Below are 24,075 nucleotides of genomic sequence, written 5' to 3' on the forward strand. Positions count from 1 at the left end.
GTGACCAAACTCAACGATCACCTGGTTCAACTCACGTACGGTCTCATCATCCAATAGCGATACATTGTCAACAATGTTCTGGTAGCGCAATTCACGCCTTTCGTAACCTAAGCCCCGCTCTATACCCATAATCTGACGGATCAGATAATCATGATTGGCAATATAATGCAGGTCTTCATAGCTGAGATTCTTGAGCAAGCGTACCTGAGCCAGCACAAAGATTTGCCACAAAGCCAGACCAGGACGACCGGTTTGCTTCTTGCCTGCCATTACCCTGGCCTCCAGGATCTCAAACACCCGTTCATTCCATTTTGGGGTGATGAAGATCTCTTTCAATGCGGAACACAATGCTGGATAGGCCCCACTTCTTTGCTGAGTGGTGATCTTCGTTTCACCAATGGGGATGGTGCCAAGTTCCATATACTGTTCGAATCTCTTTCTCATAATTGAACCTTGTTTGATGTGATGGCCGGAATATCCGAATCTCCTTTGCTTAACACCCTGAATATCTGTATATTCGGTGAATTATACAAGTGAAAAACACACTATATTCAAACAAGTTTTCAACATTAATTCATTGTGTGACAATTAATTGCAGGTTTTCTTACAGACACTAAATAACTTATCCGATGGAAGCTGTTCCGTTGTTTTTGTCATGCCTCAGCATTGTGGGAGCCTCTGTACTGTTTGTTATAAGCACAGCCATCCTGCTGTGTCAGGATAGTTTCCTGATTATTTCCCTGAGCTTATCCATTTTATCTTCCCCGTCCCTGGTCAGTTTGAGCTGGGCCCTGGTCCTGACCAGGTTGTGTTCCGGGTGTCTGACTTTGTAATAGCTGTCTCCATCGAGGTAATCGATCAGGAAGCGGACCGCCTGCATATAGGGAAAGAGCAGTCCGGCATAGAGCAGGGCGTCTTTCTCAGTCTCCAGCAGGATTTCCCGGGTCGAATCCAGGAAGCCTGAAGCAAATGCCTCAAAGAGATCCAGGTCCATGGTCACCCTGTCCAGGTTTTCATCATCTTCCTCTCCCGTATTGGTCAGGGTACGGATCCCGTCTCCGAAGTCGGAAGTCACGTAACCCGGTTGAATGGTGTCCAGGTCGATGACGCAGAGTCCTTTCCGTTCCTCGTCGAAGAGGACATTACTGATCTTGGTATCATTGTGCGTAACCCGGAGAGGGATGGCTCCTTTCTTCCCGAGTTCATGAATGGTCAGCATCATTTTTGCACGCGATTCCACATAAGCAATCTCTTCGGTCACCACCTTCAGTCGTCCGGCAGCATCCCTGCGGATACTCTCTTTCAGCTGGGTGAGCCTCCACTTCATGTTATGGAAATCGGGGATTACGGTTCCCACCTTTTCAGCCGGGAGATCGTTCAGCATGCTTGTGAATGCGCCAAAGGTATGTGCCCCCTGGTAGGCAATATCCGGATCGGTGGTGCTGTCAAAAACCAGGTGATTATCGATAAAACGGAGCACCCTCCAGAAATTTCCTTCCGGGTCCTTAAAAAAGGAACGGCCATCGGTGGTGGGTACGATAGTCAGGGAGCGCCTCTCCACCTCATCCGGGAAGTCTTTCCGGATCCTGGCCGCTACGTGATCCGTTACCAGCACCATGTTTTGCATCAGTAGCGGCACATCTTTGAATACCTGGTGATTGACTCTCTGAAGGAGATAATCCGGCGCAGCATCCACCCTGTTCACCAGCCGGTAAGTGTCATTGATATGTCCGCCCCCATGTGCCTGGACTTTAGCTATGCTTCCCTCCGTGGCAAACCGGGCAGCAATTGTTTCAACTATCATTTTTTAGTCCATCTGTGAGATGCAAAGGGCTGCTGCACCGTAGAGTCCTGCATTATCGAGCTGGGCTTTAACCAGATCTACCTTGCTGCTGATCATCGGTACCAGGAATTTGTCCACTTCCTCACGCAGGGGTTTTTCCAGCAGGTCCCAGGAATTAGCCACGGAACCTCCAATCACGAATGCTTCGGGAGCCAGGACATACATCACAATACGAAGGAGCTCTCCGATGTTATGTGCCAGTTCGTCAAACACGGCCCGGGAATCCCGGTCGCCCGCCCTGGCTTTATTGTATAGCTCAATTCCGGTGGTTTTATACTTGTTTTTAAACAGAGCGGCGCTGCAAATATCCTCCGAGATCCCTCCGTGGAAGGGAACACAACCCAGTTCGCCGGCCCCGCCCATCAGACCGGTATGGATCTTCCGGTTGAGAATGATGCCTCCTCCCAGTCCGGTTCCCAGGGTAACCCCCACCAGGTTGTTGTATTTCTTTCCGGCACCGTAATAGGTTTCCCCCAGGGCAAAGCAATTGGCATCATTGTTCTGGAAAGCGGGAAGATTGAATCTTTCCTCCACCCTGGGTTTTATGGCAAAACCGTTAAAGGAGGGGATGTTATTGATCTGAAGGATCTCACCGGTTTCCACATTCATAAATCCGGGCATTCCGATGCCGATTCCAATCACTTCATCGCTTATCACAGCCTCGATGGCCTTATAAAGTGAATCCATGATTTCCGGGGCAGGACGGTCCGCACCTGTAGTAACTTCCGTGCGTTCAAGCAATTCATTTTCCGAAAACCTGGCCGCTACGATAGAGGTGCCTCCAATATCTACTCCTATATATAACTTACTCATGATTTAGTCCTGATTTTATGTCCTGATATGGCAAAGTAGAGAATAAATATATAACAGGGTACCATCACCCAGTAAGCGGTCTGGTAGTCTCCCACAAGAACCTCCTCGGTAGTCTTAACCGCATCTACAATCAAACCGAAAATAAGCGGAACAACTGCACCGCCCACGATGGCAGTTACAAGCAGGGAGGCTCCGGCCTTGGTGAATTTTCCAAGATCCTTCATGGCAAGGGGCCAGATGGCTGGCCACATCAGTGAATTGGAAAAGCTGGCAAGCAGCAAGGCAAAAAAGGCGAATCGTGCTGGCATATATATAACTAATATAGAGGAAATTACGCCCAGTATAGCGAATGAGATCAGGGCTTTTTGCTGGGAGATGAACCTGGGGATGGCTATTACCCCGAAAATATAACCGGCGACCAGGCCCAGGGTCACAAATTTTGAATACCCTTCCAGGTTAGGAGCATCCCCAAAGGTTGCCCGGGCAAAATCGATGATGGAGGCCATGGGCAGGGTTTCGATTCCCACATATACAAAAAGGGCAAAGACACCCAGCACGAGGTGGGGGAATTGCAGAACACTTGTTTTTCCGGCCGCATAAGATGATTCAGCGGCTTCCTCATCATCTTCTCCCACGGCTTTCACTTCGGGAAGGGGGGCAAAGTAAACGAAGATGCCAAGGATAATCATGATCCCGGTGACAATATAGAAGGGCAGGATGATATCGTCCACATCCACTTTGGCCAGGTCGATAAACAAGCCCAGGAACAGGGGTGCCATCCACCAGGCCAGTTTGTTCATAATCCCCATCAGGCTCATGCGGACGGCAGCCGTGTCTTCAGGTCCCAGGATGGTGATATAGGGATTGACAGCACCCTGCAGCAGGGTGTTTCCTATACCTCCTACGAAAAGAGCAACCAGGAACAGCGGGAAGCTGACCGATTTGGAGGATGGGACAAACAGCCACATGCCGATCGCCATGATAAAGAAGGCGAACATCATGGCTCTCCGGTATCCGATCTTCTTAATTACCCATCCGGTTGGGCGGCCGAAGATCAGGAATGCAGAAAAAATGGCTGCTGTGACCAGGTACGATTGCCCGGTGGTCAGATCGAATGCCGATCGAAGCGCCGGGGTAAGGAATCCGCTGATTCCCACGCCAAAACCAATCATAAAAAATATGACGCCGACAATCATTAAGGGACCGACCGGGCCAACTTTAATTTTGCTCGAGTTGCTCATTTCAGGATATTTTAAAGTTTAGTTAGTCAAATGTGATCGCCGTAAAATTAATCTTTTCTTAATTATCTCAAATTTTTTAAACAGCTTATCGATTCTTGGAAAGCTAATAAGGGATAATTACATTTACCTTGTATTTTCTGACCTAAAATGATCATATGCATACGACACTTTTAATTCTGGCAGCAGGAATGGGCAGCCGTTACGGAGGGATGAAACAGGTGGACGCATTCGGACCAGGAGGTGAAACTATTACCGACTATTCCATTTATGATGCCCTTCATGGCGGATTTGAACATTTCGTTTTTGTGATCTCGCCAAAAATGGAGGAAGATTTTAAAACGAATTACCTCCGGAAATTTCCTGCTCATCTGAAAATTGATTATGTGATCCAGTCGCTGGATAATCTTCCCGGGGGATACAGATTGCCTGAAGGTCGCGAGAAACCCTGGGGTACCGCCCATGCTGTTCTGATGGCGAAAGATGTGATCAGGGAGCCTTTTGCAGTGGTCAACGCGGATGACTATTATGGCAGGAAATCCTACAAGATCATGAATCATTTTCTCAAGCAGACTTCCTTGGAGGCACCGGGCAATTATTGCATGGTTGGATTTGAACTTCAAAAGACAGTTTCAGAACACGGATCCGTAGCCCGGGGAGTTTGCCAGGTAAACGAAAAAGGATATTTGACCGCGCTGGTGGAACGAACCAAAATTTTCCTGAAAGATGGAGGGATCGTATTTGAAGAGGAGGATGGGACCCTGCACCAGCTCGATCCCATGGACACCGTATCCATGAACCTCTTTGGGTTTACACCCGATTTTTTTCCGCATATCGAAGAGCAGTTCAGGGGATTTCTGAATAAAAATGCCGATAATCCGAAGGCTGAACTTTATATTCCTTATGTGGTGGACCATCTGATTGCTGCCGGAAAGGCAAAGATGTCAGTGCTGCAAACCCCGGAATCCTGGTTCGGGGTGACCTACCAGGAGGACAAACCCACTGTACTGAAGGCGATCCGGGATCTGGTGGATGCCGGTGTGTATCCCGAATCTCTCTGGGGTTAAGGTTTTTTAATACTAACGGTTAGCCCGGCTATCCATCTAAACTTATATCCATGCAAAGACGCGATTTTATCAGGACGGGGGCTCTTGCGGGAGCCGCCGCTGCCCTGCCATTGTCCCTGTTCGGGAGGACCACCACTGAAAAGGCCCGCATCGGCTTTATCGGAACCGGATTGCGGGGCAGGAACCATCTGAATAACCTGCTGATGAGGGATGACGTGCTTATTCCTGCCATTTGCGATCTGGACCCGGATGCACTTGAAAAAGCTCAGGAACTCATTAAGAAGCAGGGTTTCCCCAGGGCGGAAACCTACAGCGGTGATCCTTTTGCCTACCAGGATTTGCTGCAGCGAAGCGATCTCGACGGGGTCATTATCTCCACTCCCTGGCTCTGGCATACCCGTATGTCGGTCGATGCCATGCGTGCCGGTAAATATGCGGGTGTCGAGGTCTCCGCTGCCAATACCCTGGAAGAGTGCTGGGACCTGGTGAATACCTACGAGCAGACCGGTGTACCGGTGATGATCCTTGAAAATGTTTGTTACCGCAGAGACGTGATGGCTGTTATGCAGATGGTTCGTGAAGGCCTTTTCGGAGAGTTGCTTCACGCCCGCTGCGGTTATCAGCACGATCTCAGGGGAGTCAAGTTTAACGATGGCCTCTCTGCCTACGGACCGGGAGTGGAGTTTGGAGAGAAAGGAATCTCCGAATCTGCCTGGCGCACCGTGCATTCCCTGTACCGGAATGGCGATGTTTATCCCACCCATGGAGTAGGGCCCATTGCAAATATGTTTAATATCAACCGCGGAAACAGGTTTGGGACGCTTACCTCCAGTGCCAGCAAAGCAGTGGGCCTGAACAGATATATTGTAAAGCATCCGAAGGGAGGGCCGCACCATCCCAATGCAAGCCTGAAATGGAAGCAGGGCGATGTGATCACCACCACCCTGGAGACCACCAACGGGGAGACCATAATCGTGACTCATGATTGTAATTCGCCACGACCCTATTCCCTTGGTTTCAGGGTGCAGGGTTCGGCCGGTCTGACCGAATTTGACTACCACACCAAACGGATTTATGTAGAAGATGTAAGTCCCGCTCACAGCTGGGAGGAAATGGATGCCTATCTGGAGAAATACGACCATCCGCTCTGGAAGAAACATGGAGCCTATGCCGAAGGAAGCGGACATGGCGGTATGGATTTTTTCGTGGACCATGCTTTCGTGGAGATCGTGAAAAGGAGGCTGGAGGCTCCCATGGATGCCTATGATGCAGCTGTCTGGAGTGCCATTACCCCTCTGTCGGAGCTTTCCATCGAAAACAACGGGGATCCCCAGGATTTCCCCGACTTCACCCGCGGCCGCTGGATGAACAGGAAGCCGGTCTTTGCGCTGGGAGACGATTTTTAGCAGGCATTCACGGGCTTACCGCGCTGAATACGCATGGCTGGTGGTCCACTCCTGTATTTGAGTCTTCTTAAGCGGGAAAAAATCTGTTCATACGAGAAAAAGCATAACTTTACCGGATCATTTTGCCATGAGGATCCTTACCCTGACATATCTGTTTGTGTTAGCTGTATCTGCACCTTCGAATCTTTTTGCGCAGGAGGAGCCGGTAGCAAGTAAAGGAGTCCTGGACCTGCGGGAATACGACTTCCATACTTCCGGAACAGTGGAGGTGAAGGGGGAATTTGAGTTCTACTGGAAGCAGATGATTAATCCTGCACTGGAAGGAGATTCCGGGGAAATGATTTATGCACGGGTACCCGGCTCGTGGACCAGTCTAAGAAAGGAACACCCGGAAGTAAGCCGCTTTGGATTTGCCACTTACAGATTGATCATTCTCTTACCGGAAAGAATGGATGAGCTGGCGTTAAGGATACAGGATGTATTATCAGCATCCGGGTATTTCTTAAATGGCAAGGCCATCGATTACCTGGGATTTCCCGGAGTGAACAAATACCAGACGGTCATCAGATACAGCCGTCCGATGATGATAGGGAATGTGAATGGCCAGGAGGTGGAGCTCTTGATCCGGGTTTCCAATTTCGACAACCGGCTCAGCGGCATTGTGGGAGGGGTGACTATCGGGAAGGTCGGCCAGATGCAGGAAGCCCGGCAAAAGGATCTTTTCAGAGGTCATTTCCTGATCGGGGCCTTTTTAATTATCGGAATCTATTTCCTGGGGCTCTACCTGATCAGAACGGAGCATTACCGGCTCTATTTTTCCATGCTGTGTTTTCTGATGGCCCTGAGGGTCGTGATGATCGTAGAGATCCCGGTGATCGAAACACTCAATCTGAACGGGCTTACGGCAGCGCGATTGGATTATCTCAATATTTACTTTTTTGCGCCCTTCTTTATCCTGATGATCCGGTCGATCTTTCCCATTGAGTTTCCACAGCTGATCTACAGGGTTTCCATGTGGGTATCCACGGTATTTGTTATTATCGTCGTGGTTTCGCCCATCAGTCTTTTTTCCTTTACACTCCCTTTGTTCTTTGTTTTTTTTATTCTGCTCAGCGCTGTTTTTCTTTATGTGATTCTTCTGGCCTGGAGCCGCGGACGAAGTCACGCTCCCGCTTATACCCTGGGATTGCTGATCCTGTTTTTCGGTACGCTGAATGATATGTTAAATGAGATTGAGGTGATCGAAACGGCTTATGTGGTTCACTATACCATGTTCGTTTACCTCCTGGTTTATGCCTATATTTTTGCCGATAAGTCAAACTTTCTGCAGAAGAAAGCGCAAAAACTGGCGGACGAAATCAGTGAGGTGAAAAACCACCTGGAGGACCTGGTCGAGGAACGAACCACCGAGCTCCAGTCCGTCTCTAAGGAACTAGGGCGGCAGAAGCTTAAACTGGAGACCACAAACCGTAATCTCGTTGAGGCCATGAATGCCAGGAACAGGCTGTTTGCCATTATCGGACATGATGTAAGGGCCCCTATCGGCTATAATCTTCAGGCCCTTGAGATGCTTATTGAAGATCCGGATATGGAAGAGAAAGAGAGGCTGGAACTTCTCAAAATGATGGCCACCTCCTCCGAGATCACCTACAATCTGCTGGATAATTTACTGGTATGGGGGAGGTCGCAAACCGGGAAGCTCAAGGCAACGCCGGTCCGGATGAAACTGAAAGACCTGATCGATGAAAGCCTGGAGCTCATTGGTATTGGCTTGAAGGAGAAACACCTGAAGGTCGAGGTTTATGTCAGCGAGGAGCACTATGTGGAAGCAGACCGGGACCAGCTCTATATTGTGATCAGAAACCTGATGAGTAATGCCATGAAGTTCACCCCCGAGAAGGGAAGTATCTATATCTCCTCAAAAAAGTTGAACGGGGAAGTGGCTATCTCCGTTCGCGATACGGGGATCGGTATTCCGGAATCGATGCAGAATAAATTATTTGATACAAACGCACATGTTTCCACCAATGGAACCAGAGGAGAGAAGGGCTCCGGACTTGGACTTGCCATTTGCCAGGAAATCATGCAGACCAATGGTGGCTGGATGAAAATTGACAGTAAATCCGGCAAGGGGACCACCATTACCCTGGGGGTCAAGGCAGCTAAACGTTAAGGCTGTTAAATAGTATTTACCGCTCTTCGGCAGACCAGGTTCATCTTTTCCACAGGGCTTCTTTTTTGTTTTGTTTTTACTAAATTTATACGCATGAGAGCCATCAGCGTCAAATCTGTGGAGTTCCTGGAGGAGGAACTTCAACTACATGTTCATCACCGCTTTGGAATGGAGCAGTATACCGATTATGTATTCAAGACGGGGGGAGATAAGATTTATTCCGCAACCATCGTCATGGAGTCGAGCGATCAGGTGATCAGTCAGGTTAAGGAGGCAAGCTCTTCCTTTCCCGGTCATGAATTTGTACTCGTCGACCTGGATACGGATTCAAACGCTTCCACAACCTACAGGATCAGGGGAGGAGAAATCCTTGAGAAGAAGTACGGCATGTTTTAATGATTCAACAGGATCTCTGTTTTTGAAGTGTTTAGTCCCTCCGCGGCTGCGCTGATAACCAGGTCGCCTGGTTCACCTCCTGCCTGGAGGATTAAAAGCTGCTTCCCTTTTCTGACCGGCTTTGAATCGGCGTCACTGGGAGTAAGATCTGCCAGATCGCCCTGATCGTTGGCCTTGATTCTGCCAGGTCCGTCCAATTCATTGTTGGCCATTATACTGCTTTGGGAATCAGGAGTTTCTTTGCCCGATTCCCCCGGATAGTCGATCAGGCCGGAAGGTATTTCGTGATGCCCGTCCTTAGTGCCCGGGATGAAGAGTTGCTCCGTGCTCTCATTTCCAAGTCTCCGGAGGATCACAGATGGATGATTCCTGTCGCGTTGCATGAAATCGGAGAGTCCGCTTTCAATGACCAGAAACCCCATTCTATCACATAGATCAAGCACTTCCGGGGCATGGGGATAGGGTGCAAGCTTCAGAGTATTAAGCCCCTGTTCCTTGTATATCCCGAGTCTTCTCTTCCAGGTCTCCAGTGGAACGGCCGCTCCCGGCTCCCCGCCATCGTGGTCGGGGCGGACCCCCTTCAGGATCAATACTTGGCCGTTCAGGATAAAGCCCCTGTCCGGGTCAAACTGAGCCGAACGGATGCCATGCCGGATGCTCACATGATCCAGTTTCCTGTTCCCGTCCCTCAGGTAACAATGAACCGTATACAAATCGGGGGTTTCGGGCGACCAGAGAAGCGGATTTTCAATAGTAAAAGAACTGGTGGCCTTCCCATGGCTGTTCCGGTCCAGGTATTCATTGCTTTTCCCTTCTGCCACCAGTTTTCCATCAGGTCCCAGGATGTCGTACCAAAGCTCAAAGCGACGCTCCTTTCTGCTGTTGTTCCTGAATTCAACAGAAACGTCCATCCGGGCCCGGCCGCTTGTTTCAATCACGGAGTTTACGGCTTCTCCCCATACCTCCATATGCAGAGAACTCGTTGTGATCAGTCTTACATGACTGCAGATACCTCCTCCTGAACACTGGCGATCGCCGGGTAATTTGCTGCAAGCGGTTCTGACTGCAATGACATTCAGGGTATCCATTCTGACCAGTTCGCTAAGGTCGTGACAGAAGCCGGAATAAGCATTCTCCTGTTTTCCCAGGTGCGTTCCGTTGAAATAGACATCTGCATTCCTCATAAGCCCCTCAAAAAGCAGGTAGAACTGATCTTTGTTATGGTATACTGAGAGATCAATGCTTTTCCGGTACCATCCGGTACCTCCCGGATTAAAGTCCCCGGCTGTTCCGGAGGGATGGTCGCTCTCAGCCTTTTGCTCAATCATCCAGTCATGGGGCAGGGAGAGATAGCGCCAGTGCGAATCGTTATATTCGGGTAGAAAGGCTCCCTCAGGATCACCCTGGATGAATCTCCAGTTCAGATCGATGGTGGTGTTCACCCTGGGTTCGCTCTCCATGGCCCGGTAAACAATTGAGCTTGACAGGATAAGCACAAGGCCCGGTACGATCCAGTGGATGATTTTCATATCTGGCTTTCTGTTTTAAGCAGGTTTTCGAATCGATGGATAAACTTGTGGACCAGGTCAGAATGTCCGGCCTTCAGCCGCCGGTTCACGGCCGGTTGCGAAATGCCCAGCAGCTGGCTGATCTCCAACTGGTTTTTGCCGGTCAGATTCAGAAACAGGGCTTCAGCCTGTTCCTCGGACCAGCTGCGGATCAGGATATCCATGAAACTGCAGGTGAGGTCAAATTCCTCATTCAGTGTTTTCACCGGGGATGTAATCGAGATCCGCTGGTTCCGTTTCATCTTCCCGATTCCCTCAGATGCTTTCCGGAAGGCAGTTCCATCCGATTCCCTCAGATGATCCCGGGCAAATTCAACGGGCCCGATACCCTGACAAATCCTTAGCTCCAGCCGTTCGAAGAGCTCTTTATGGGAGAGGAAGCGGAAGGCGCTTAACAGCATGATGACTGATCGCATGGAATCGGCCGGTGATTCGGAGAGGGCGAGAAATTCATCCATCCGGATGATCTCATATTTCAGTTTGCCCTGCCCGGGGATCAACCTGTTTACTGCCTGGAAAGAAGCCCTGATCAGATCTGGTATTTTGCTGAATTGCGCGTCTGAGACCCTGGCTCCAGGGGCAAGTTCTCCCGCTATCACCGCATAATGTGCCTTATTCGTCATTCCGGATTAAATAATATTAAACTGAGTGATCGGGCTTTTATTAGTTAAAAAATTTAAAAGCCAAATTTATAATAATATACGATTATAATCCCAACAGGTTACCTGGAATCTGCATAGCCGGTAGAAGATTCTTTCTTTTCCGGGAGAATTAAATGCCTGATAAACAAATAATCCGGCTTTAAATCCGGCTAAGATTAGAATGATTCTGAATAACTGGCAAAGACCCCCATAAGCGGCATTTTCAGGGCGATTAGTAGTATTTTTGGCTCCTGTGAAATGTGTTAACTAAATGTAAGATGATGAAGCGTTTAATTGCCTTATTGGCCATATGTACCCTCTTTTCAGAGGGGTTTTCTCAAGTGCCTACCAGCTGGAGAGGTCCGGGGCGTGATGGCCACTATCCTGAGAACGGACTGCTGAAAAAGTGGCCCGCAGGTGGACCGGAGATCCTGTGGTCCTATGAACAACTTGGCCAGGGGCACTCTTCGGCCATTGTGGATCAGGGCTACGTGTTTACCACCGGAATGATCAGTGAAGAAGGCTACCTTTTTAAATTTGATCTGAATGGAAAGCTGGTTTATAAAAAGAAATACGGTCCTGAATTTACCGAGAGTTTCTATGGCACCCGCGGGACCCCCACCATTATGGGCGATAAGATCTATCTCCTGAGTGGTCATGGAAAACTGTACTGTTTCGAAAATGAAACCGGTGATATCCTTTGGAGCAAAGATCTGATTAAGGATTTTGGCGGCACAAATATTCAGTGGGGAATGAATGAAACACCGGTGATTGATGGAGAAATCATCTACATTATCCCGGGGGGAAAAAAGAATAATCTGGTGGCGCTGAACCGTCAAACGGGTGAAACTGTCTGGAGTACTCCCGGTACCGGGGAGCTTACTGCTTACTGTACTCCCCTGTTATTTGAACACCATGGAAGAAAGATGCTTGCCACCCATTTTGAATCTCACCTGGTTGGTTTTGATGCGGCCACCGGAGAGATGCTATGGAAACAACACCAGCCCAACGAGTGGTCTGTGCATTCCAATACTCCGATCTATCAGGATGGCAGGCTTTTCTATCTGAGCGGCTACGGCCAGGGAGGAGGCATGCTGGAACTTTCCCGGGATGGGAATTCGGTAAAAAAGGTATGGAGCCATACCCGGATGGACAGTCGTATGGGTGGTGCCGTCCTGGTGGATGGTTATATTTATGGTTCGGGCGACAGCAGAGTCTGGAGCTGCCTGGACTGGGAGAGCGGTGAAGAGAAATATACCTCCGGGGAGATAGGTATTGGCGCGGTGATTTATGCCGATGGCATGCTTTATTGTTATACCCAGAAGGGTGAACTGGCGCTTGTAAAACCAAATCCATCGGGCTTTCAGGTGGTCAGTATGACCAAAGTGGCCAAGGGTTCCGAGCAGCACTGGGCTCATCCGGTCATCTACGATGGCATTCTCTATGTAAGGCACGGAAGAGCGCTGGTAGCATATAAAGTTAAATAACAAGAGTTACTGCAGGATGAACAGAGGTTTTTTATATGTTCTTTTGATTCTTTTAATGGTCCCGGGTCCGGAGTTGCCGGGCCAGGATGTTCAGTGGCGCGGACCCGCGAGAGACGGGATCTATCCGGATACTTTGCTGTTGAAGGTGTGGCCCGAAGAGGGACCTGAAGTGCTGTTCGTCACCAGGGGGATCGGACGGGGATTCTCCTCGGCGGTTGCCACCGGAGAAATGATTTATGTGACCGGCATCAAAGATTCTGTCGAGTACCTCACCGCCATGGACCTGCAGGGAAAGATCCTGTGGCAGCAAGCGATCGGCCCCTGCTGGGATCAGTCTTTTCCGGAGACAAGAAGCACCCCCACCGTGGAGGATGACCGGGTCTATGTATTAAGCGGAAAGGACAAGATGGTTTGCTTCAACGCCCGGAGCGGAGAGCAGATATGGAGTGTGGATATTCATCAGGAGTATGATTCACGCTGGGACATGTTCGGCGTATCGGAGTCTGTACTGCTTGTGGACGACAAAGTGATTACCTCCCCGGCCGGCGATTACACCCAGGTCATTGCCCTGGATAAAATGACCGGCGAACTGGTCTGGAAATCCCGATCCATGGGGGCAGCACGTTCCAATATGTCGCCCATCCTGATCGAACACTGCAGGAAAGAATATGTGATATGCTCCACCCAGACTCATATGATCGGGGTGGATCCCGGGAACGGTGAAATACAGTGGGATTACCACTACAACTTTCTGAACGAAAAGAAAGAGAACACCACCATCCTTGCCAATACCCCCATCTACCGGGATTCCTGTTTATGGATCTCCAATGGTTGGGATGTACCCTCGGTAATGCTGGAAATAGCTCCCGACGGGAGATCTGTTTTTGAAAAATACAAGGACCGTACCTTCGATAATCAGAACCACGGGGTTGTTCTGGTCGACGGCTATCTGTACGGCTCCAATTTTACCGGACGGAACAGTGGAAAATGGGTTTGTATGAACTGGGAAACCGGCGAGATCAAATGGATCGGTGATTTTCATAACAAGGGCCCCATCATCTATGCCGATGGCATGCTCTATATCAGTGAAAAGAAGCGGGGTTTATGGCGCTGTTGAAAGCGGATCCCGAAGAATTTAAGGTGATCAGTTCTTTCCGGGTTACAGAAGGAGCAGGGCCCCACTGGGCACGCCCTACCATTTTTAACCGCACCCTGCTGGTCAGGCACGGGGAGGCACTGGTGGCTTATAAGGTTAAACTATAGAGGCTTAACATAGTCAGAGTATAAAAAGATTAGAATGATGCAGAAATATATGAAGAAGGTCGTAGCAGTTGGTTTAATGATATTGATATTAAGTGCTTTGGAGCTCAGGGCTCAGGATGGCCAGTGGCGCGGACCCAACCGGGATGGCAAATATCCCGAGACGGGACTGCTGAAAAGCTGGCCCGGGGATGGTCCGGAATTACTTTTGAAGAAAGAGGGATTGGCCAGTGGATATTCCTCCCCGGTGATTGTGGATGATATGATTTATATAAGCGGGCGCAGGGACGACCGTGATGTGCTGACCAAACTTGATATGGAAGGGAGGATTATCTGGGAGAACGATTACGGGAATGCCTGGAACAGTTCATATCCGGAAACACGCAGTACTCCCACCATTGAAGATGGACGTATTTATATAATGGGCGGACTGGGAACCGTGGTATGCATGGATGCCGGATCGGGAGCGATCATCTGGCAAAAGGACACCCATCAGGAGTTCGGGGGGGAGTATCATAACTGGGGCATGACCGAATCCCTGCTGGTAACCGATAAAGCGGTGATATCTTCTCCAACCGGAGAACAGACGGCTGTGGTAGCCCTGGATAAAAAGGACGGATCCCTGTTGTGGAAATCTGAGCCCCGGGGAGGGGTCCGCTCTTATGTCTCGCCCGTGTTGATAGAGCACCAGGGGACCAGGCTGATCCTGATCACTACCAGCAAGGACATTATGGCTGTGGATCCCGATCAGGGAGAGATCTTCTGGAGTATTGATCTGGCAGCGGATTACGGGTTTGGTGGCGGGAGAAGGAATAATACCAATACCCCTCTTTACCACCAGGGGGAGATCTTCACGACTTCCGGCTACGATGTGCAGGCTGTCATGTTGAAGCTTTCAGATGATGGTAAATCGGCAGAAGTAAAGTGGCACAGCGGGGCCCTGGATGTTCATCACGGGGGCGTAATTTTACTGGACGGATATCTCTACGGGGCAAACTGGGTCAACAATGGCAACGGTAACTGGGTATGCCAGGAATGGGATACCGGGAAAGTGATGTGGGAGGAGACCTGGTACAACAAGGGTTCCATCATTTATGCCGATGGATTATGTTATATTTTTGAAGAGAAACAGGGGCATATCGGACTTTTAGAGCCGTCGCCCGAAGGCTTTAAACTGATCAGTGAATTCAGACTGGAAAGCCGGTCAGGTCCCTACTGGGCACATAAGGTCATTAACAATAAAAGGCTGTTTGTGAGACACGGGGATGTGCTGTATGTGTATGACATAGCGGAGAGATAGATGCCGGCCTTCCGAATATTTGATATTCGTAATATTTACATTGAAATTTACAGCAAAAATAGCAGTAAAATACTTAAGTTTACTGCATTAAATAGCAGATGGTCAACAAATTAATAAGAAGCTTCAGACTCAGCCATGTTACCCGGGTAAGCTTGTTGCTGGTCCTGGCAGGGGTGATCTCCCTGGGCTGGTGGCTGGCCAGGGACCCGGTGCGTGATTTGGTGACCACCCAGCCCGGTCTGGATAACCGGGGAGAAGGGGTGGTGGTGGCCGATATAGATATCGGGGCCTATGGCGAAAACTACTCCGTTCTGGAAACCGGGCTGACCGAAACCTGGCCCAGGTTCCGGGGAGAGTTTTTTAACAACATCAGCCGCTCGGAGGTTCCCCTGATCGAAAAATTCCCGGAAGATGGGCCCCTGGTAAAATGGACCGTGCCACTGGGTGAGGGACACGCCGGTGCGGCTATCTATAAGGGGGTGGTATATGTGCTGGACTATGACGAGGAGGAACGGGCCGATCTGCTCAGGGCCTATTCCCTGGAGACCGGCGATACGCTCTGGGTTCGCGGTTACAAGATCAATCTGAAGCGAAATCACGGCATGTCACGTACCGTGCCGGCGGTCACGGAGGACTATATCCTGACCATAGGGCCGCGCAGTCATGTGATGTGTGTGAACCGGGCCGACGGAAGCTTTCGCTGGGGTCTGAATGTGGAGAAGGAATATGGAGCGGAAATTCCTTTATGGTACACCGGTCAGTGCCCTTTGATTCATGAGGGCAAGGCCATCATCGCCACAGGCGGATCGGCCCTGCTGGTGGCCCTGGACATGGAGACCGGTGAAGTATTGTGGGAAACTCCCAATGACAGGGCCTGGCTGATGTCGCACTCATCGGTGATGCCCTATGAATTCGGCGGGCGAAGCATGTATGTTTACAGCGCGTACGGGGGTGTGGCAGGCGTGGCTGCCGATGGACCCGATGCGGGAACCATCCTGTGGGAAACCACTGCCTGGAACCACCAGGTAATTGCGCCCTCACCGGTCTGCATGCCCGACGGAACCATATTTCTGACAGCCGGCTATGGGGCCGGAGCTATGGTCCTGCAGCTAAGAGCCAGTGGAGGAAGCTACAGTGTGGAAGTAATAAATGAGTATGCTCCCAAGGACGGACTGGCCTCCGAACAGCAGACACCTGTCGAGTTCGACGGACACCTGCTGGGAATCCTTCCAAAGGATGCCGGCCCTCTTCGTAACCAGCTGGTTTGTGTTCACCCCGGTAATTTTAACCAGGTGGTCTGGTCCAGCGGGCAGGACAAGCGCTTTGGTCTGGGGCCTTACATGATCGCCGATAACAAGCTCTTTATTGTAGACGATGATGCGACCCTGACTATTGTAAGGCCCAGCAGCAGGGAGTATCTGGAACTGGATAGTTACCGGGTTCTGGAGGGTCACGATGCCTGGGGGCCACTGGCCATTGCCGACGGATACCTGGTGATGCGCGACTCGAAGACCATGGTATGCCTGGATATGGCCGTGGAGCGTCAATGAAACGGAATGTAATGAATCTGATATGAAGAAGAGAAGTCTTACCGTGGTGATTCTGGTGATCGTTGGGCTCATCCTGACGGTCATTGTGGTCGATGTTCTGAATAACAGGCCCGACCGGAGGGGAAAGAATCCATATGCCCTGGAGGTGGATCAGTACCGGGAAGTGGATGCAGCGCTTATTTCGCATAAGGAGGTCCGGAACTTTTCACTGGGACTTATGATTGCCACAGATATGACCTGTTTTCAGCAGGCCCTTTATATTTCAGGAAACTCCACACTGGCAGTGATTGCCCTGGACGGTTCCCCTTCCACCCTGCTTGAGATCCCCCCCGGAGCCACCTGCCTGGAGGTAGACGCTGACTACATCTTTCTGGGTTTTGGCAGCTACGTGTCCAAATTTGACCACGAGGGAAAACTCCTGCAGCAGTGGGAGGACCTGGGCGAGCGGACCGTTATTACAAATCTGGCTGTTAAGGAAGACCGCCTGTATGTGGCAGATGCGGGGAACCGGAGAATCGTGATTTACAACCGGGAAGGGGAACAGACCGGTGTGTTTGAAGGAAAGGCCGAATCGGATGCCGGACATGGCTTTATTGTGCCCAGCGCCAACTTCGACCTGGCTGTCAACAGTTTTGGCGAGTTATGGGTGGTCAATCCCGGAAAACATGCCCTGGAAAACTATAGCGACGATGGCCGCATGCGTGGTTTCTGGGAGAGTATGTCCTTTGAAATTGATGGCTTCCTGGGTTGCTGCAATCCGGCCAGGATCACCACCCTGACCGATGGCTCCTTTGTGACCAGTGAGAAGGGGCTCGTCCGGATCAAGATTTATGACCAGTCCGGAACACTGAGGAGTGTGGTAGCCCCCCCCGACCTCTTTAACGGAGAGGACGGGGAAGCCCCTGAAGTATGTGCCGATGAGCATGATGTGATTTATGCCCTGGATTTTGAGAAAGATATGGTCAGGGTTTTTGAACCAATAGAGAAAGAAGAATGAACAGGAGGAATTTTTTAGAGAAGGCAGTCAGGGGAATTCTGCTGGGTGGACTGGCCCTGGTAAGTGGCCTGCTGGTATCCCGGAAACAGCTTAGCCGGTATACGCAGTGTTCGGCCGGTCTCCAGTGTAAAAACTGCGATAAAATATCTGAATGTCAGCTTCCTGAGGCTGAAAATCAACGTAAGGATGGATAAAAAAGACAAGAGCAGGGACAGGGGCTATAAGCGGCGGGACTTCATAAACAACGGGGTCAGGCTGGCTCTGGGGGTCTCCGTAGTGGGCACGGCTGCTTTTACGCTTCAACGCTCGGCTACCGGAAAGGATTATGTTTGGCAGATCGACCCCTTTAAATGTACCCAGTGCGGGCGCTGTGCCACCGAATGTGTGAAGGCAGAATCGGCAGTAAAATGTGTTCATGCTTATGCCCTGTGTGGCTACTGCGATCTTTGCGGGGGATATTTCAAACCGGGGGCGAAGCTGGAAACCGGTGCCGAGAACCAGCTCTGTCCCACTGCAGCCATTCAGCGCCGTTTTATCGAGGAGCCCTATTTCGAGTATGTCATCGATGAGGAACTCTGTATCGGCTGCGGAAAATGTGTGAAAGGCTGTTCCGCCTTCGGGAACGGCTCCCTGCACCTGCAGATCAGACATGATCTTTGTTTAAACTGCAACCAGTGCTTGATCGCTTCGAATTGTCCCTCCGATGCCATCGGCCGGGTTCCGGCCGACGAGCCGTATATGATTAAGGGGGATTTCATCGTAAAAGAAGAAAGCTGATATGATCAAGAAGGCACCCCGTTTTACTCTGCTTTTTTTCACCCTGGTACTGCTTACAGGAACATTCCTGCATGCCCAGCAGCGTTTTCCGAAGCCGGAATTTGAAACCGGGTATATGCAGCCCGATCCTACCACCCCGGAACCCAGGGCCATGGCCCTGGAATATTTCGATGTGCTTGTTCTTCTTGCTGCCCTCTCCCTGGCTTCCTGGCTGGCTATCTGGAAACGGTCCAGGCGGGGCCTGCTCTGGCTTTCCGTTTTTTCTCTGGTCTATTTCGGGTTCTACCGCGACGGCTGTATCTGTTCCATCGGAGCCATTCAGAATGTGGCACTCTCCATCTTCGATTCCGGGTATGCCATTTCCATCACGGCATTGCTGTTTTTTGTTCTGCCCTTGCTGTTCGCCCTCTTTTTCGGGAGAGTGTTCTGTGCATCGGTTTGTCCCCTGGGTGCCATTCAGGACCTGCTGTTGATACATCCCGTTTCCATCCCCAGCTGGATCAGGAAGACCCTGGGATTTATCCCGGTCATCTACCTGGCAATCTCGGTGCTTTTTGCTGCTACGGGCAGCGACTTTATCATCTGCCGCTACGATCCTTTTATCGGGATTTTCCGGATGGACGGACCTTTTCTGATGATATTCCTGGGCATCACCTTCCTCTTCCTGGGCATGTTCTATGCCAGGCCCTATTGCAGGATCTTCTGTCCCTACGGGGTTTTGCTGGGATGGATGTCAAAATTCTCCAGATGGCACCTGAGTATCACTCCGGCGGAGTGTATCAAGTGCAAGCTGTGTGAGGATTCCTGTCCCTTCGATGCCATTGAGGTCCCGGTCGGGCAGGCTTACCGGGCACCGGAAGTGGCCAGAAAAAATCTCAGAAGATTCATCATCTATTTGGCCCTGATTCCGCTGCTGACCTTTGCGGGGGGCTGGATCGGGGCCAGGTCGCATGTCTTTATGAGTCGCGTTCATCCCGATGTTTACCTGGCCGAGCTGATGATCAGCAATCCTGAGTTACGAGAAGACGAAGAGAACCTGGATATCCAGGCATTCCTGGAATCGGGGGAGACCTTTGAACAACTGGTAGAGCAAGCCTCGGTGATCCGCGGAAAATTCCGCAAAGGGGGCATGGCCATGGGTGGATTTGTGGGTCTGGCACTCGGAATCACCCTGATGAATCAGGTGGTGTTCCGCCGGCGGGAGGATTACGAGCCACATAAGGGTGATTGCTTCTCCTGTGGCCGGTGCATGGATTATTGTCCGGTAGAAAAAAAAGTTGGTACTTAATAGAAAGTCCTTAATTGAAGAGTATGAAATCTAAGTTGGATCATGAACAAAAAATAGTGCTGGCCCAGCGGGTGGTGCTGATATCCGGAGTCTTCTGCGGGCTGGTGGCCCTGCTGCTGATTCTGAATTTCTGGCAGATGAAACAGCATGAGCCGCTGGAGAGCAGGACCATCGAGGTGCTGGTGGAACGTCTGGCCAGTGAGCCAAACAATGAGGAACTGAAGGAGGAGATCCGCAGCTTTGACCTGCTGGCCAGGAAGGCCTATTTCACCAGTCGCTGGCAGGTGAAAACCGGTACCTGGCTTTTGCTGATCGGCGGAATTGTGCTGGCTGTTTCATTAAAGATAGTCACCGATCTGAGGTCCCGCATTGAGGAGCCTGAGAAGGTGACCGAGGAACTGTTGAAAGCCCGGGCCAATGCCCAGTACTGGCTGATGCTGGCAGGCGGATTGATCCTGGGAATGTCGCTGGTGGCGGGTATTCTGACCAATGACTTCCTGAAAGAGTACCAGCAGACGGGTAGCCTGGCCGAAACGGACCCGGGTACCGCAGATGTGGAGGTAATTGATGTCTTCGCGGGGCAGCAGGATCCGGTTGCCGGGACAGGCGATTCAAGTCTTACTGAAGAAACAGAGACCGGGCTCACAGAGGAAACCCGGGCGCAGGCTGCACCGGACCAGGCTCAGGAAGCGGTGCGGGAGACGGCTGCAGCAACGGTGAGCTTTAACCGGGAGGACTTTAAGAAGAACCAGGCCACCTTCCGCGGTTATATGAGTCAGGGAATTTCCTACCATAAGAATATCCCGGAGACCTGGAACGGTTCCACGGGCGAAAATGTCAAATGGAAAGTGGCTTTTTCCAAACACGGATACAGTTCACCGGTCATCTGGGGGGACCGGATCTTTATCTCCGGGGGCGATGCACAGTCCAGGGTGGTGAGCTGTTACAACCGGCATACGGGCCAGCTGCTCTGGGAGAAGGCGGTGACCGGGATCCCGGGATCTCCGGCTGCAGCGCCCAGGGTAAGCGACGATACGGGTCTGGCGGCCTCCACCATGGCCGTGGATGGCAAGCGGGTATATGCCATATTTGCAACGGGCGATGTGGTGGCTTTCGATATGGAGGGCAGGCAGGTATGGGGCCGGAACCTGGGGGTTCCCAACAATCACTACGGACATTCCTCATCGCTCCAGGTTTGGGGGAATAAGGTCGTGGTGCAGTACGACACCAATTCAAGCGGAAGAATGCTGGCCCTGAATACGGCTAACGGTGAGACGATCTGGGATGTGGAACGGCCGGTCCATATCTCCTGGGCATCTCCGATCCTGATCGATGTGGAAGGAAAGATCCAGGTGGTTACCACTGCCGATCCCTACGTGTCGGGACATGATCTGGAAAGCGGAGCAGAACTCTGGAAAGCAGAGGCGATGATGGGAGAAGTGGGGGCCTCCTGTGCTTACGGGGAGGGCCTGGTATTCGCAACCAACGAATATGCCCGGCTTGTAGCCATAGAGCCCCGGGCAGGGGCAGAGTTTGTGTGGGAGGATGATGAATTTCTGGCCGAAGCAGCCAGTCCCGTGGTTTACAACGGACTGCTCTATACAGCCACCAGCTACGGGGTGCTGGCCTGTTACGATGCCAGGACCGGAGAAAAGAAATTCGAAAAGGAATTTAACAATGGATTCTATTCTTCACCGATTATCGCCGACGGTAAGGTATATATTCTTGATATGCGTGGCGTGATGCATATATTGAAGGCCGATGCTACCGGGACCCTTATCGCCGAACCGGAACTGGGTGAAGGGGGATATGCCGTACCGGCCATGGCCGACGGGATGATCTACATCCGGGGCGATGAGCATTTGTTCTGTATTGAAAAATAATCGGATAGAGTCAATTACAAAGAATCAGGGAGACAGAAAGGTGGAGTTCGAAATAAAAGATATTGATGCGATTGTGCAGCGACTGGGAGGAAGCAGGCAGGCTGTGATACCGGTTCTGCAGGCCATTCAGGGCAAGTATAATTACCTTCCTGAGGAGGCCCTGCGCAGGGTGTGTGAGATTTCTGAAATTACCCCGGCACAAATTGTGGGGGTGGCCAGTTTTTACTCGCAGTTCAGGTTCAGTCCTGCCGGACAGCATATGATCAAGGTCTGCGTGGGTACGGCCTGTCATGTAAAGGGAGCTGTTCAGGTCTACGATGCCATGAAGCGCGAGCTGGGACTGGGGGAGCATGAAGATACCACCGGATCCGGAAAGTACACCATTGAAAAAGTCAACTGCCTGGGATGTTGTACCCTGGCCCCGGTGGTCCAGATCGACCAGGTCACTTACGGGCATGTGAGCACTTCCAAGGTGAGCGCTGTGCTGGCCGATTTTGAGACACAGAAAAGCGGACCGGGAAAGAAACAGTTTCGTCTGGCCGATGGAAGCGAAGTCAAGGGAGAAATCCGGATCGGACTGGGTTCCTGTTGTGTGGCCAGCGGGAGCGACGAGATCAGGGATGCCGTGAAGGAGACCATAGACCGCAACGGTCTGAATGTGAAACTGAAACATGTGGGTTGTGTGGGTATGTGTCACCAGGTACCCCTGGTGGAGATTGTCTCCACCCAGGGAGAACCCACCCTCTATTCCAAAGTAAATGCGGCCGATGTGGCCCAGATCGTGCAAAAGCATTTTCAGCCCGACGGTCTTCTGAAAAGGCTCTCCAATAAACTTCTGACGGTGGCCGACAGCATCAGGGATGACAGCCGCTGGGAGGGAGTCGACCGTTTTTCGCTGGATGTGAGAGAGAAGCATGTATCTCTCTTCCTCGATAAGCAGATTCCCATGGCCACCGAGTTCCGGGGGATCATCAATCCCATCAATGTGGAGGAGTATAAAAGCCGGGATGGATTTAAAGGGCTGACACGTATACTGAAAGAGATGAAACCCGCCCGGGTGGTGGAGGAGATCCTGGAGAGCGGGATCCGGGGACGGGGAGGAGGAGGTTATCCTTCCGGAAACAAGTGGAAGCTGGTGGCTCAACAAGCGGGCGATGTGAAGTATATCATTTGTAATGGAGATGAAGGAGATCCGGGTGCATTTATGGACCGGATGCTCCTGGAGTCCTATCCCTACCGGATCATCGAAGGGATGGTAGCGGCCGGGTATGCGGTCGGGGCCCCGGAAGGCATTCTCTATATCAGGGCCGAATATCCACTGGCAGTCACCCGCATTCTCCAGGCCCTGGATATTTGCCGGGAGCAGGGATATCTGGGAAAGAATATTCTGGGAACAGGGTTTGATTTTGATCTCACCGTGTATCAGGGGGCCGGTGCCTTTGTTTGCGGAGAGGAGACCGCCTTGATGGAGTCTATCGAAGGGAAGCGCGGATTTCCCAGGATCAGGCCACCCTACCCGGCGGTAAAGGGATTGTGGGGGGCGCCCACCCTGATCAACAATGCGGAGACCTTTGCCCAGATCTCCTACATCATGAAAAACGGAGCAGCGGCATTCAATAAAGTGGGGACCGAATCTTCAAGGGGAACCAAGGTATTTGCTCTGGCGGGAAAGGTGGCCCGGGGAGGGCTGATCGAGGTGCCCATGGGGATGACCATCCGCGAGGTGGTAGAGGAGATCGGTGGCGGGGTAGCCGGTGGCCGGAAGTTCAAGGCGGTACAGATAGGGGGCCCTTCAGGGGGCTGTGTGCCCTCCTGGAAGTCAGATACCCCCATCGACTTCGAGTCGCTGAAAGAGGTAGGGGCCATGATGGGGAGCGGCGGACTGGTGGTGCTGGACGATACCGACTGCATGGTCGATATAGCCCGGTATTTCCTCACCTTTACTCAGAATGAGTCCTGCGGGAAATGCAGTTTCGGCCGTATAGGCACCAAGCGGATGCTGGAGATCCTGGAGAAAATCACCACCGGGAAGGGAACGGAACAGGATATGGAAAACCTGGAGGACCTGGCCAACTGGACCAAGAAGGGGAGTCTTTGTGCCCTTTGCGGTACAGCCCCCAATCCCATACTCTCCACCCTGAGGTATTTCAGGGAGGAATATGAGGCCCATATCCGGGGGGAGTGTCCGGCCGGGAAATGCAAGGATCTGATAAAATATGAAATCACAGACGACTGCATAGGCTGTACTCTCTGTACACAGGAGTGCCCGGTGGATGCCATTGCATTCAGGCCCCATGAAAAGCATGAAGTGAATAACGACCTGTGTATTCAGTGTGACGGGTGCAGGCAGGTTTGTCCGGAAAATGCAGTTTTAGTCAGATAGGGAAA

At 51.3% G+C, this 24,075-nt stretch carries 21 protein-coding genes; 15 read left to right on the top strand and 6 right to left on the bottom strand.

Annotated features, from left to right (window positions below; genetic code table 11):
* From P1P86_14115 to gluP, 4 genes are all read right to left on the bottom strand, one after another.
* Positions 1 to 444: ISNCY family transposase (locus tag P1P86_14115; GenBank protein ID MDF1576320.1), on the bottom strand; the 444-nt coding region annotated here is incomplete at its 3' end.
* A gap of 271 nt (positions 445 to 715) precedes the next feature.
* Positions 716 to 1,804, bottom strand: coding sequence for an aminoglycoside phosphotransferase family protein (locus P1P86_14120; protein MDF1576321.1), 1,089 nt, complete (start codon positions 1,802 to 1,804; stop codon positions 716 to 718).
* A gap of 3 nt (positions 1,805 to 1,807) precedes the next feature.
* Positions 1,808 to 2,656 (bottom strand): ROK family protein, encoded by an 849-nt coding sequence (locus P1P86_14125; GenBank protein ID MDF1576322.1) that lies wholly within the window; start codon positions 2,654 to 2,656, stop codon positions 1,808 to 1,810.
* Positions 2,653 to 3,897, bottom strand: a complete 1,245-nt coding sequence (gene gluP / locus P1P86_14130; GenBank protein ID MDF1576323.1) for a glucose/galactose MFS transporter — start codon at positions 3,895 to 3,897, stop codon at positions 2,653 to 2,655. The genes P1P86_14125 and gluP overlap by 4 nt, the downstream gene beginning before the upstream one ends.
* Positions 3,898 to 4,052: 155 nt before the next feature.
* On the opposite strand from gluP, the gene P1P86_14135 reads away from it, so the two are divergent.
* From P1P86_14135 to P1P86_14150, 4 genes are all read left to right on the top strand, one after another.
* Complete coding sequence (locus P1P86_14135) at positions 4,053 to 4,961, top strand: sugar phosphate nucleotidyltransferase (protein MDF1576324.1); 909 nt, start codon at positions 4,053 to 4,055, stop codon at positions 4,959 to 4,961.
* A 50-nt stretch (positions 4,962 to 5,011) separates the two neighbouring features.
* Complete coding sequence (locus P1P86_14140) at positions 5,012 to 6,367, top strand: Gfo/Idh/MocA family oxidoreductase (GenBank protein ID MDF1576325.1); 1,356 nt, start codon at positions 5,012 to 5,014, stop codon at positions 6,365 to 6,367.
* Between the two features lie 127 nt (positions 6,368 to 6,494).
* Positions 6,495 to 8,540 carry a sensor histidine kinase gene (locus tag P1P86_14145; protein MDF1576326.1) on the top strand — a complete coding sequence of 682 codons (2,046 nt, stop codon included), beginning with the start codon at positions 6,495 to 6,497 and terminating at the stop codon, positions 8,538 to 8,540.
* 93 nt (positions 8,541 to 8,633) lie between these two features.
* Positions 8,634 to 8,936 (top strand): hypothetical protein, encoded by a 303-nt coding sequence (locus P1P86_14150; protein ID MDF1576327.1) that lies wholly within the window; start codon positions 8,634 to 8,636, stop codon positions 8,934 to 8,936.
* Here P1P86_14150 and P1P86_14155 read toward each other — a convergent pair.
* On the bottom strand, positions 8,933 to 10,465 hold the full coding sequence (locus P1P86_14155) for a glycoside hydrolase family 2 TIM barrel-domain containing protein (protein MDF1576328.1): 1,533 nt from the start codon (positions 10,463 to 10,465) through the stop codon (positions 8,933 to 8,935). The genes P1P86_14150 and P1P86_14155 overlap by 4 nt on opposite strands.
* Positions 10,462 to 11,127 (bottom strand): hypothetical protein, encoded by a 666-nt coding sequence (locus P1P86_14160; GenBank protein ID MDF1576329.1) that lies wholly within the window; start codon positions 11,125 to 11,127, stop codon positions 10,462 to 10,464. Before P1P86_14160 ends, P1P86_14155 begins: the two co-directional genes overlap by 4 nt.
* A 296-nt stretch (positions 11,128 to 11,423) precedes the next feature.
* Here P1P86_14160 and P1P86_14165 point away from each other — a divergent pair, with 296 nt between their 5' ends.
* From P1P86_14165 to P1P86_14215, 11 genes are all read left to right on the top strand, one after another.
* Positions 11,424 to 12,632, top strand: a complete 1,209-nt coding sequence (locus tag P1P86_14165; protein MDF1576330.1) for a PQQ-binding-like beta-propeller repeat protein — start codon at positions 11,424 to 11,426, stop codon at positions 12,630 to 12,632.
* 16 nt (positions 12,633 to 12,648) lie between these two features.
* On the top strand, positions 12,649 to 13,749 hold the full coding sequence (locus P1P86_14170; GenBank protein MDF1576331.1) for a PQQ-like beta-propeller repeat protein: 1,101 nt from the start codon (positions 12,649 to 12,651) through the stop codon (positions 13,747 to 13,749).
* On the top strand, positions 13,737 to 13,895 hold the full coding sequence (locus P1P86_14175; GenBank protein MDF1576332.1) for a hypothetical protein: 159 nt from the start codon (positions 13,737 to 13,739) through the stop codon (positions 13,893 to 13,895). Before P1P86_14170 ends, P1P86_14175 begins: the two co-directional genes overlap by 13 nt.
* Positions 13,896 to 13,944: 49 nt before the next feature.
* Positions 13,945 to 15,192, top strand: a complete 1,248-nt coding sequence (locus P1P86_14180; protein MDF1576333.1) for a PQQ-binding-like beta-propeller repeat protein — start codon at positions 13,945 to 13,947, stop codon at positions 15,190 to 15,192.
* 98 nt (positions 15,193 to 15,290) lie between these two features.
* A complete protein-coding gene (locus P1P86_14185; protein ID MDF1576334.1) occupies positions 15,291 to 16,742 on the top strand; it encodes a PQQ-binding-like beta-propeller repeat protein in 1,452 nt (483 codons plus the stop codon).
* 22 nt (positions 16,743 to 16,764) lie between these two features.
* Positions 16,765 to 17,739, top strand: coding sequence for a hypothetical protein (locus P1P86_14190; GenBank protein MDF1576335.1), 975 nt, complete (start codon positions 16,765 to 16,767; stop codon positions 17,737 to 17,739).
* Positions 17,736 to 17,933, top strand: a complete 198-nt coding sequence (locus P1P86_14195; GenBank protein MDF1576336.1) for a hypothetical protein — start codon at positions 17,736 to 17,738, stop codon at positions 17,931 to 17,933. The genes P1P86_14190 and P1P86_14195 overlap by 4 nt, the downstream gene beginning before the upstream one ends.
* Complete coding sequence (locus P1P86_14200; GenBank protein MDF1576337.1) at positions 17,926 to 18,516, top strand: 4Fe-4S binding protein; 591 nt, start codon at positions 17,926 to 17,928, stop codon at positions 18,514 to 18,516. The genes P1P86_14195 and P1P86_14200 overlap by 8 nt, the downstream gene beginning before the upstream one ends.
* 1 nt (position 18,517) lies before the next feature.
* Entirely contained in the window at positions 18,518 to 19,804 is a 1,287-nt protein-coding gene (locus tag P1P86_14205; protein MDF1576338.1) for a 4Fe-4S binding protein, read from the top strand.
* 23 nt (positions 19,805 to 19,827) lie between these two features.
* On the top strand, positions 19,828 to 21,687 hold the full coding sequence (locus tag P1P86_14210; protein MDF1576339.1) for a PQQ-binding-like beta-propeller repeat protein: 1,860 nt from the start codon (positions 19,828 to 19,830) through the stop codon (positions 21,685 to 21,687).
* Between the two features lie 40 nt (positions 21,688 to 21,727).
* A complete protein-coding gene (locus P1P86_14215) occupies positions 21,728 to 24,070 on the top strand; it encodes an NAD(P)H-dependent oxidoreductase subunit E (protein ID MDF1576340.1) in 2,343 nt (780 codons plus the stop codon).
* Positions 24,071 to 24,075 lie beyond the last annotated feature (5 nt).

Source organism: Bacteroidales bacterium, assembly GCA_029210725.1.
Lineage (GTDB): Bacteria > Bacteroidota > Bacteroidia > Bacteroidales.

Coding starts and splice junctions, on each gene's coding strand:
- P1P86_14135 (MDF1576324.1), top strand. CDS start 4,053: ATGCATACGACACTTTTAATTCTGGCAGCAGGAATGGGCAGCCGTTAC.
- P1P86_14120 (MDF1576321.1), bottom strand. CDS start 1,804: ATGATAGTTGAAACAATTGCTGCCCGGTTTGCCACGGAGGGAAGCATA.
- P1P86_14140 (MDF1576325.1), top strand. CDS start 5,012: ATGCAAAGACGCGATTTTATCAGGACGGGGGCTCTTGCGGGAGCCGCC.
- gluP (MDF1576323.1), bottom strand. CDS start 3,897: ATGAGCAACTCGAGCAAAATTAAAGTTGGCCCGGTCGGTCCCTTAATG.
- P1P86_14205 (MDF1576338.1), top strand. CDS start 18,518: ATGATCAAGAAGGCACCCCGTTTTACTCTGCTTTTTTTCACCCTGGTA.
- P1P86_14185 (MDF1576334.1), top strand. CDS start 15,291: ATGGTCAACAAATTAATAAGAAGCTTCAGACTCAGCCATGTTACCCGG.
- P1P86_14165 (MDF1576330.1), top strand. CDS start 11,424: ATGATGAAGCGTTTAATTGCCTTATTGGCCATATGTACCCTCTTTTCA.
- P1P86_14200 (MDF1576337.1), top strand. CDS start 17,926: ATGGATAAAAAAGACAAGAGCAGGGACAGGGGCTATAAGCGGCGGGAC.
- P1P86_14190 (MDF1576335.1), top strand. CDS start 16,765: ATGAAGAAGAGAAGTCTTACCGTGGTGATTCTGGTGATCGTTGGGCTC.
- P1P86_14210 (MDF1576339.1), top strand. CDS start 19,828: ATGAAATCTAAGTTGGATCATGAACAAAAAATAGTGCTGGCCCAGCGG.
- P1P86_14155 (MDF1576328.1), bottom strand. CDS start 10,465: ATGAAAATCATCCACTGGATCGTACCGGGCCTTGTGCTTATCCTGTCA.
- P1P86_14175 (MDF1576332.1), top strand. CDS start 13,737: ATGGCGCTGTTGAAAGCGGATCCCGAAGAATTTAAGGTGATCAGTTCT.
- P1P86_14160 (MDF1576329.1), bottom strand. CDS start 11,127: ATGACGAATAAGGCACATTATGCGGTGATAGCGGGAGAACTTGCCCCT.
- P1P86_14195 (MDF1576336.1), top strand. CDS start 17,736: ATGAACAGGAGGAATTTTTTAGAGAAGGCAGTCAGGGGAATTCTGCTG.
- P1P86_14150 (MDF1576327.1), top strand. CDS start 8,634: ATGAGAGCCATCAGCGTCAAATCTGTGGAGTTCCTGGAGGAGGAACTT.
- P1P86_14145 (MDF1576326.1), top strand. CDS start 6,495: ATGAGGATCCTTACCCTGACATATCTGTTTGTGTTAGCTGTATCTGCA.
- P1P86_14125 (MDF1576322.1), bottom strand. CDS start 2,656: ATGAGTAAGTTATATATAGGAGTAGATATTGGAGGCACCTCTATCGTA.
- P1P86_14180 (MDF1576333.1), top strand. CDS start 13,945: ATGAAGAAGGTCGTAGCAGTTGGTTTAATGATATTGATATTAAGTGCT.
- P1P86_14170 (MDF1576331.1), top strand. CDS start 12,649: ATGAACAGAGGTTTTTTATATGTTCTTTTGATTCTTTTAATGGTCCCG.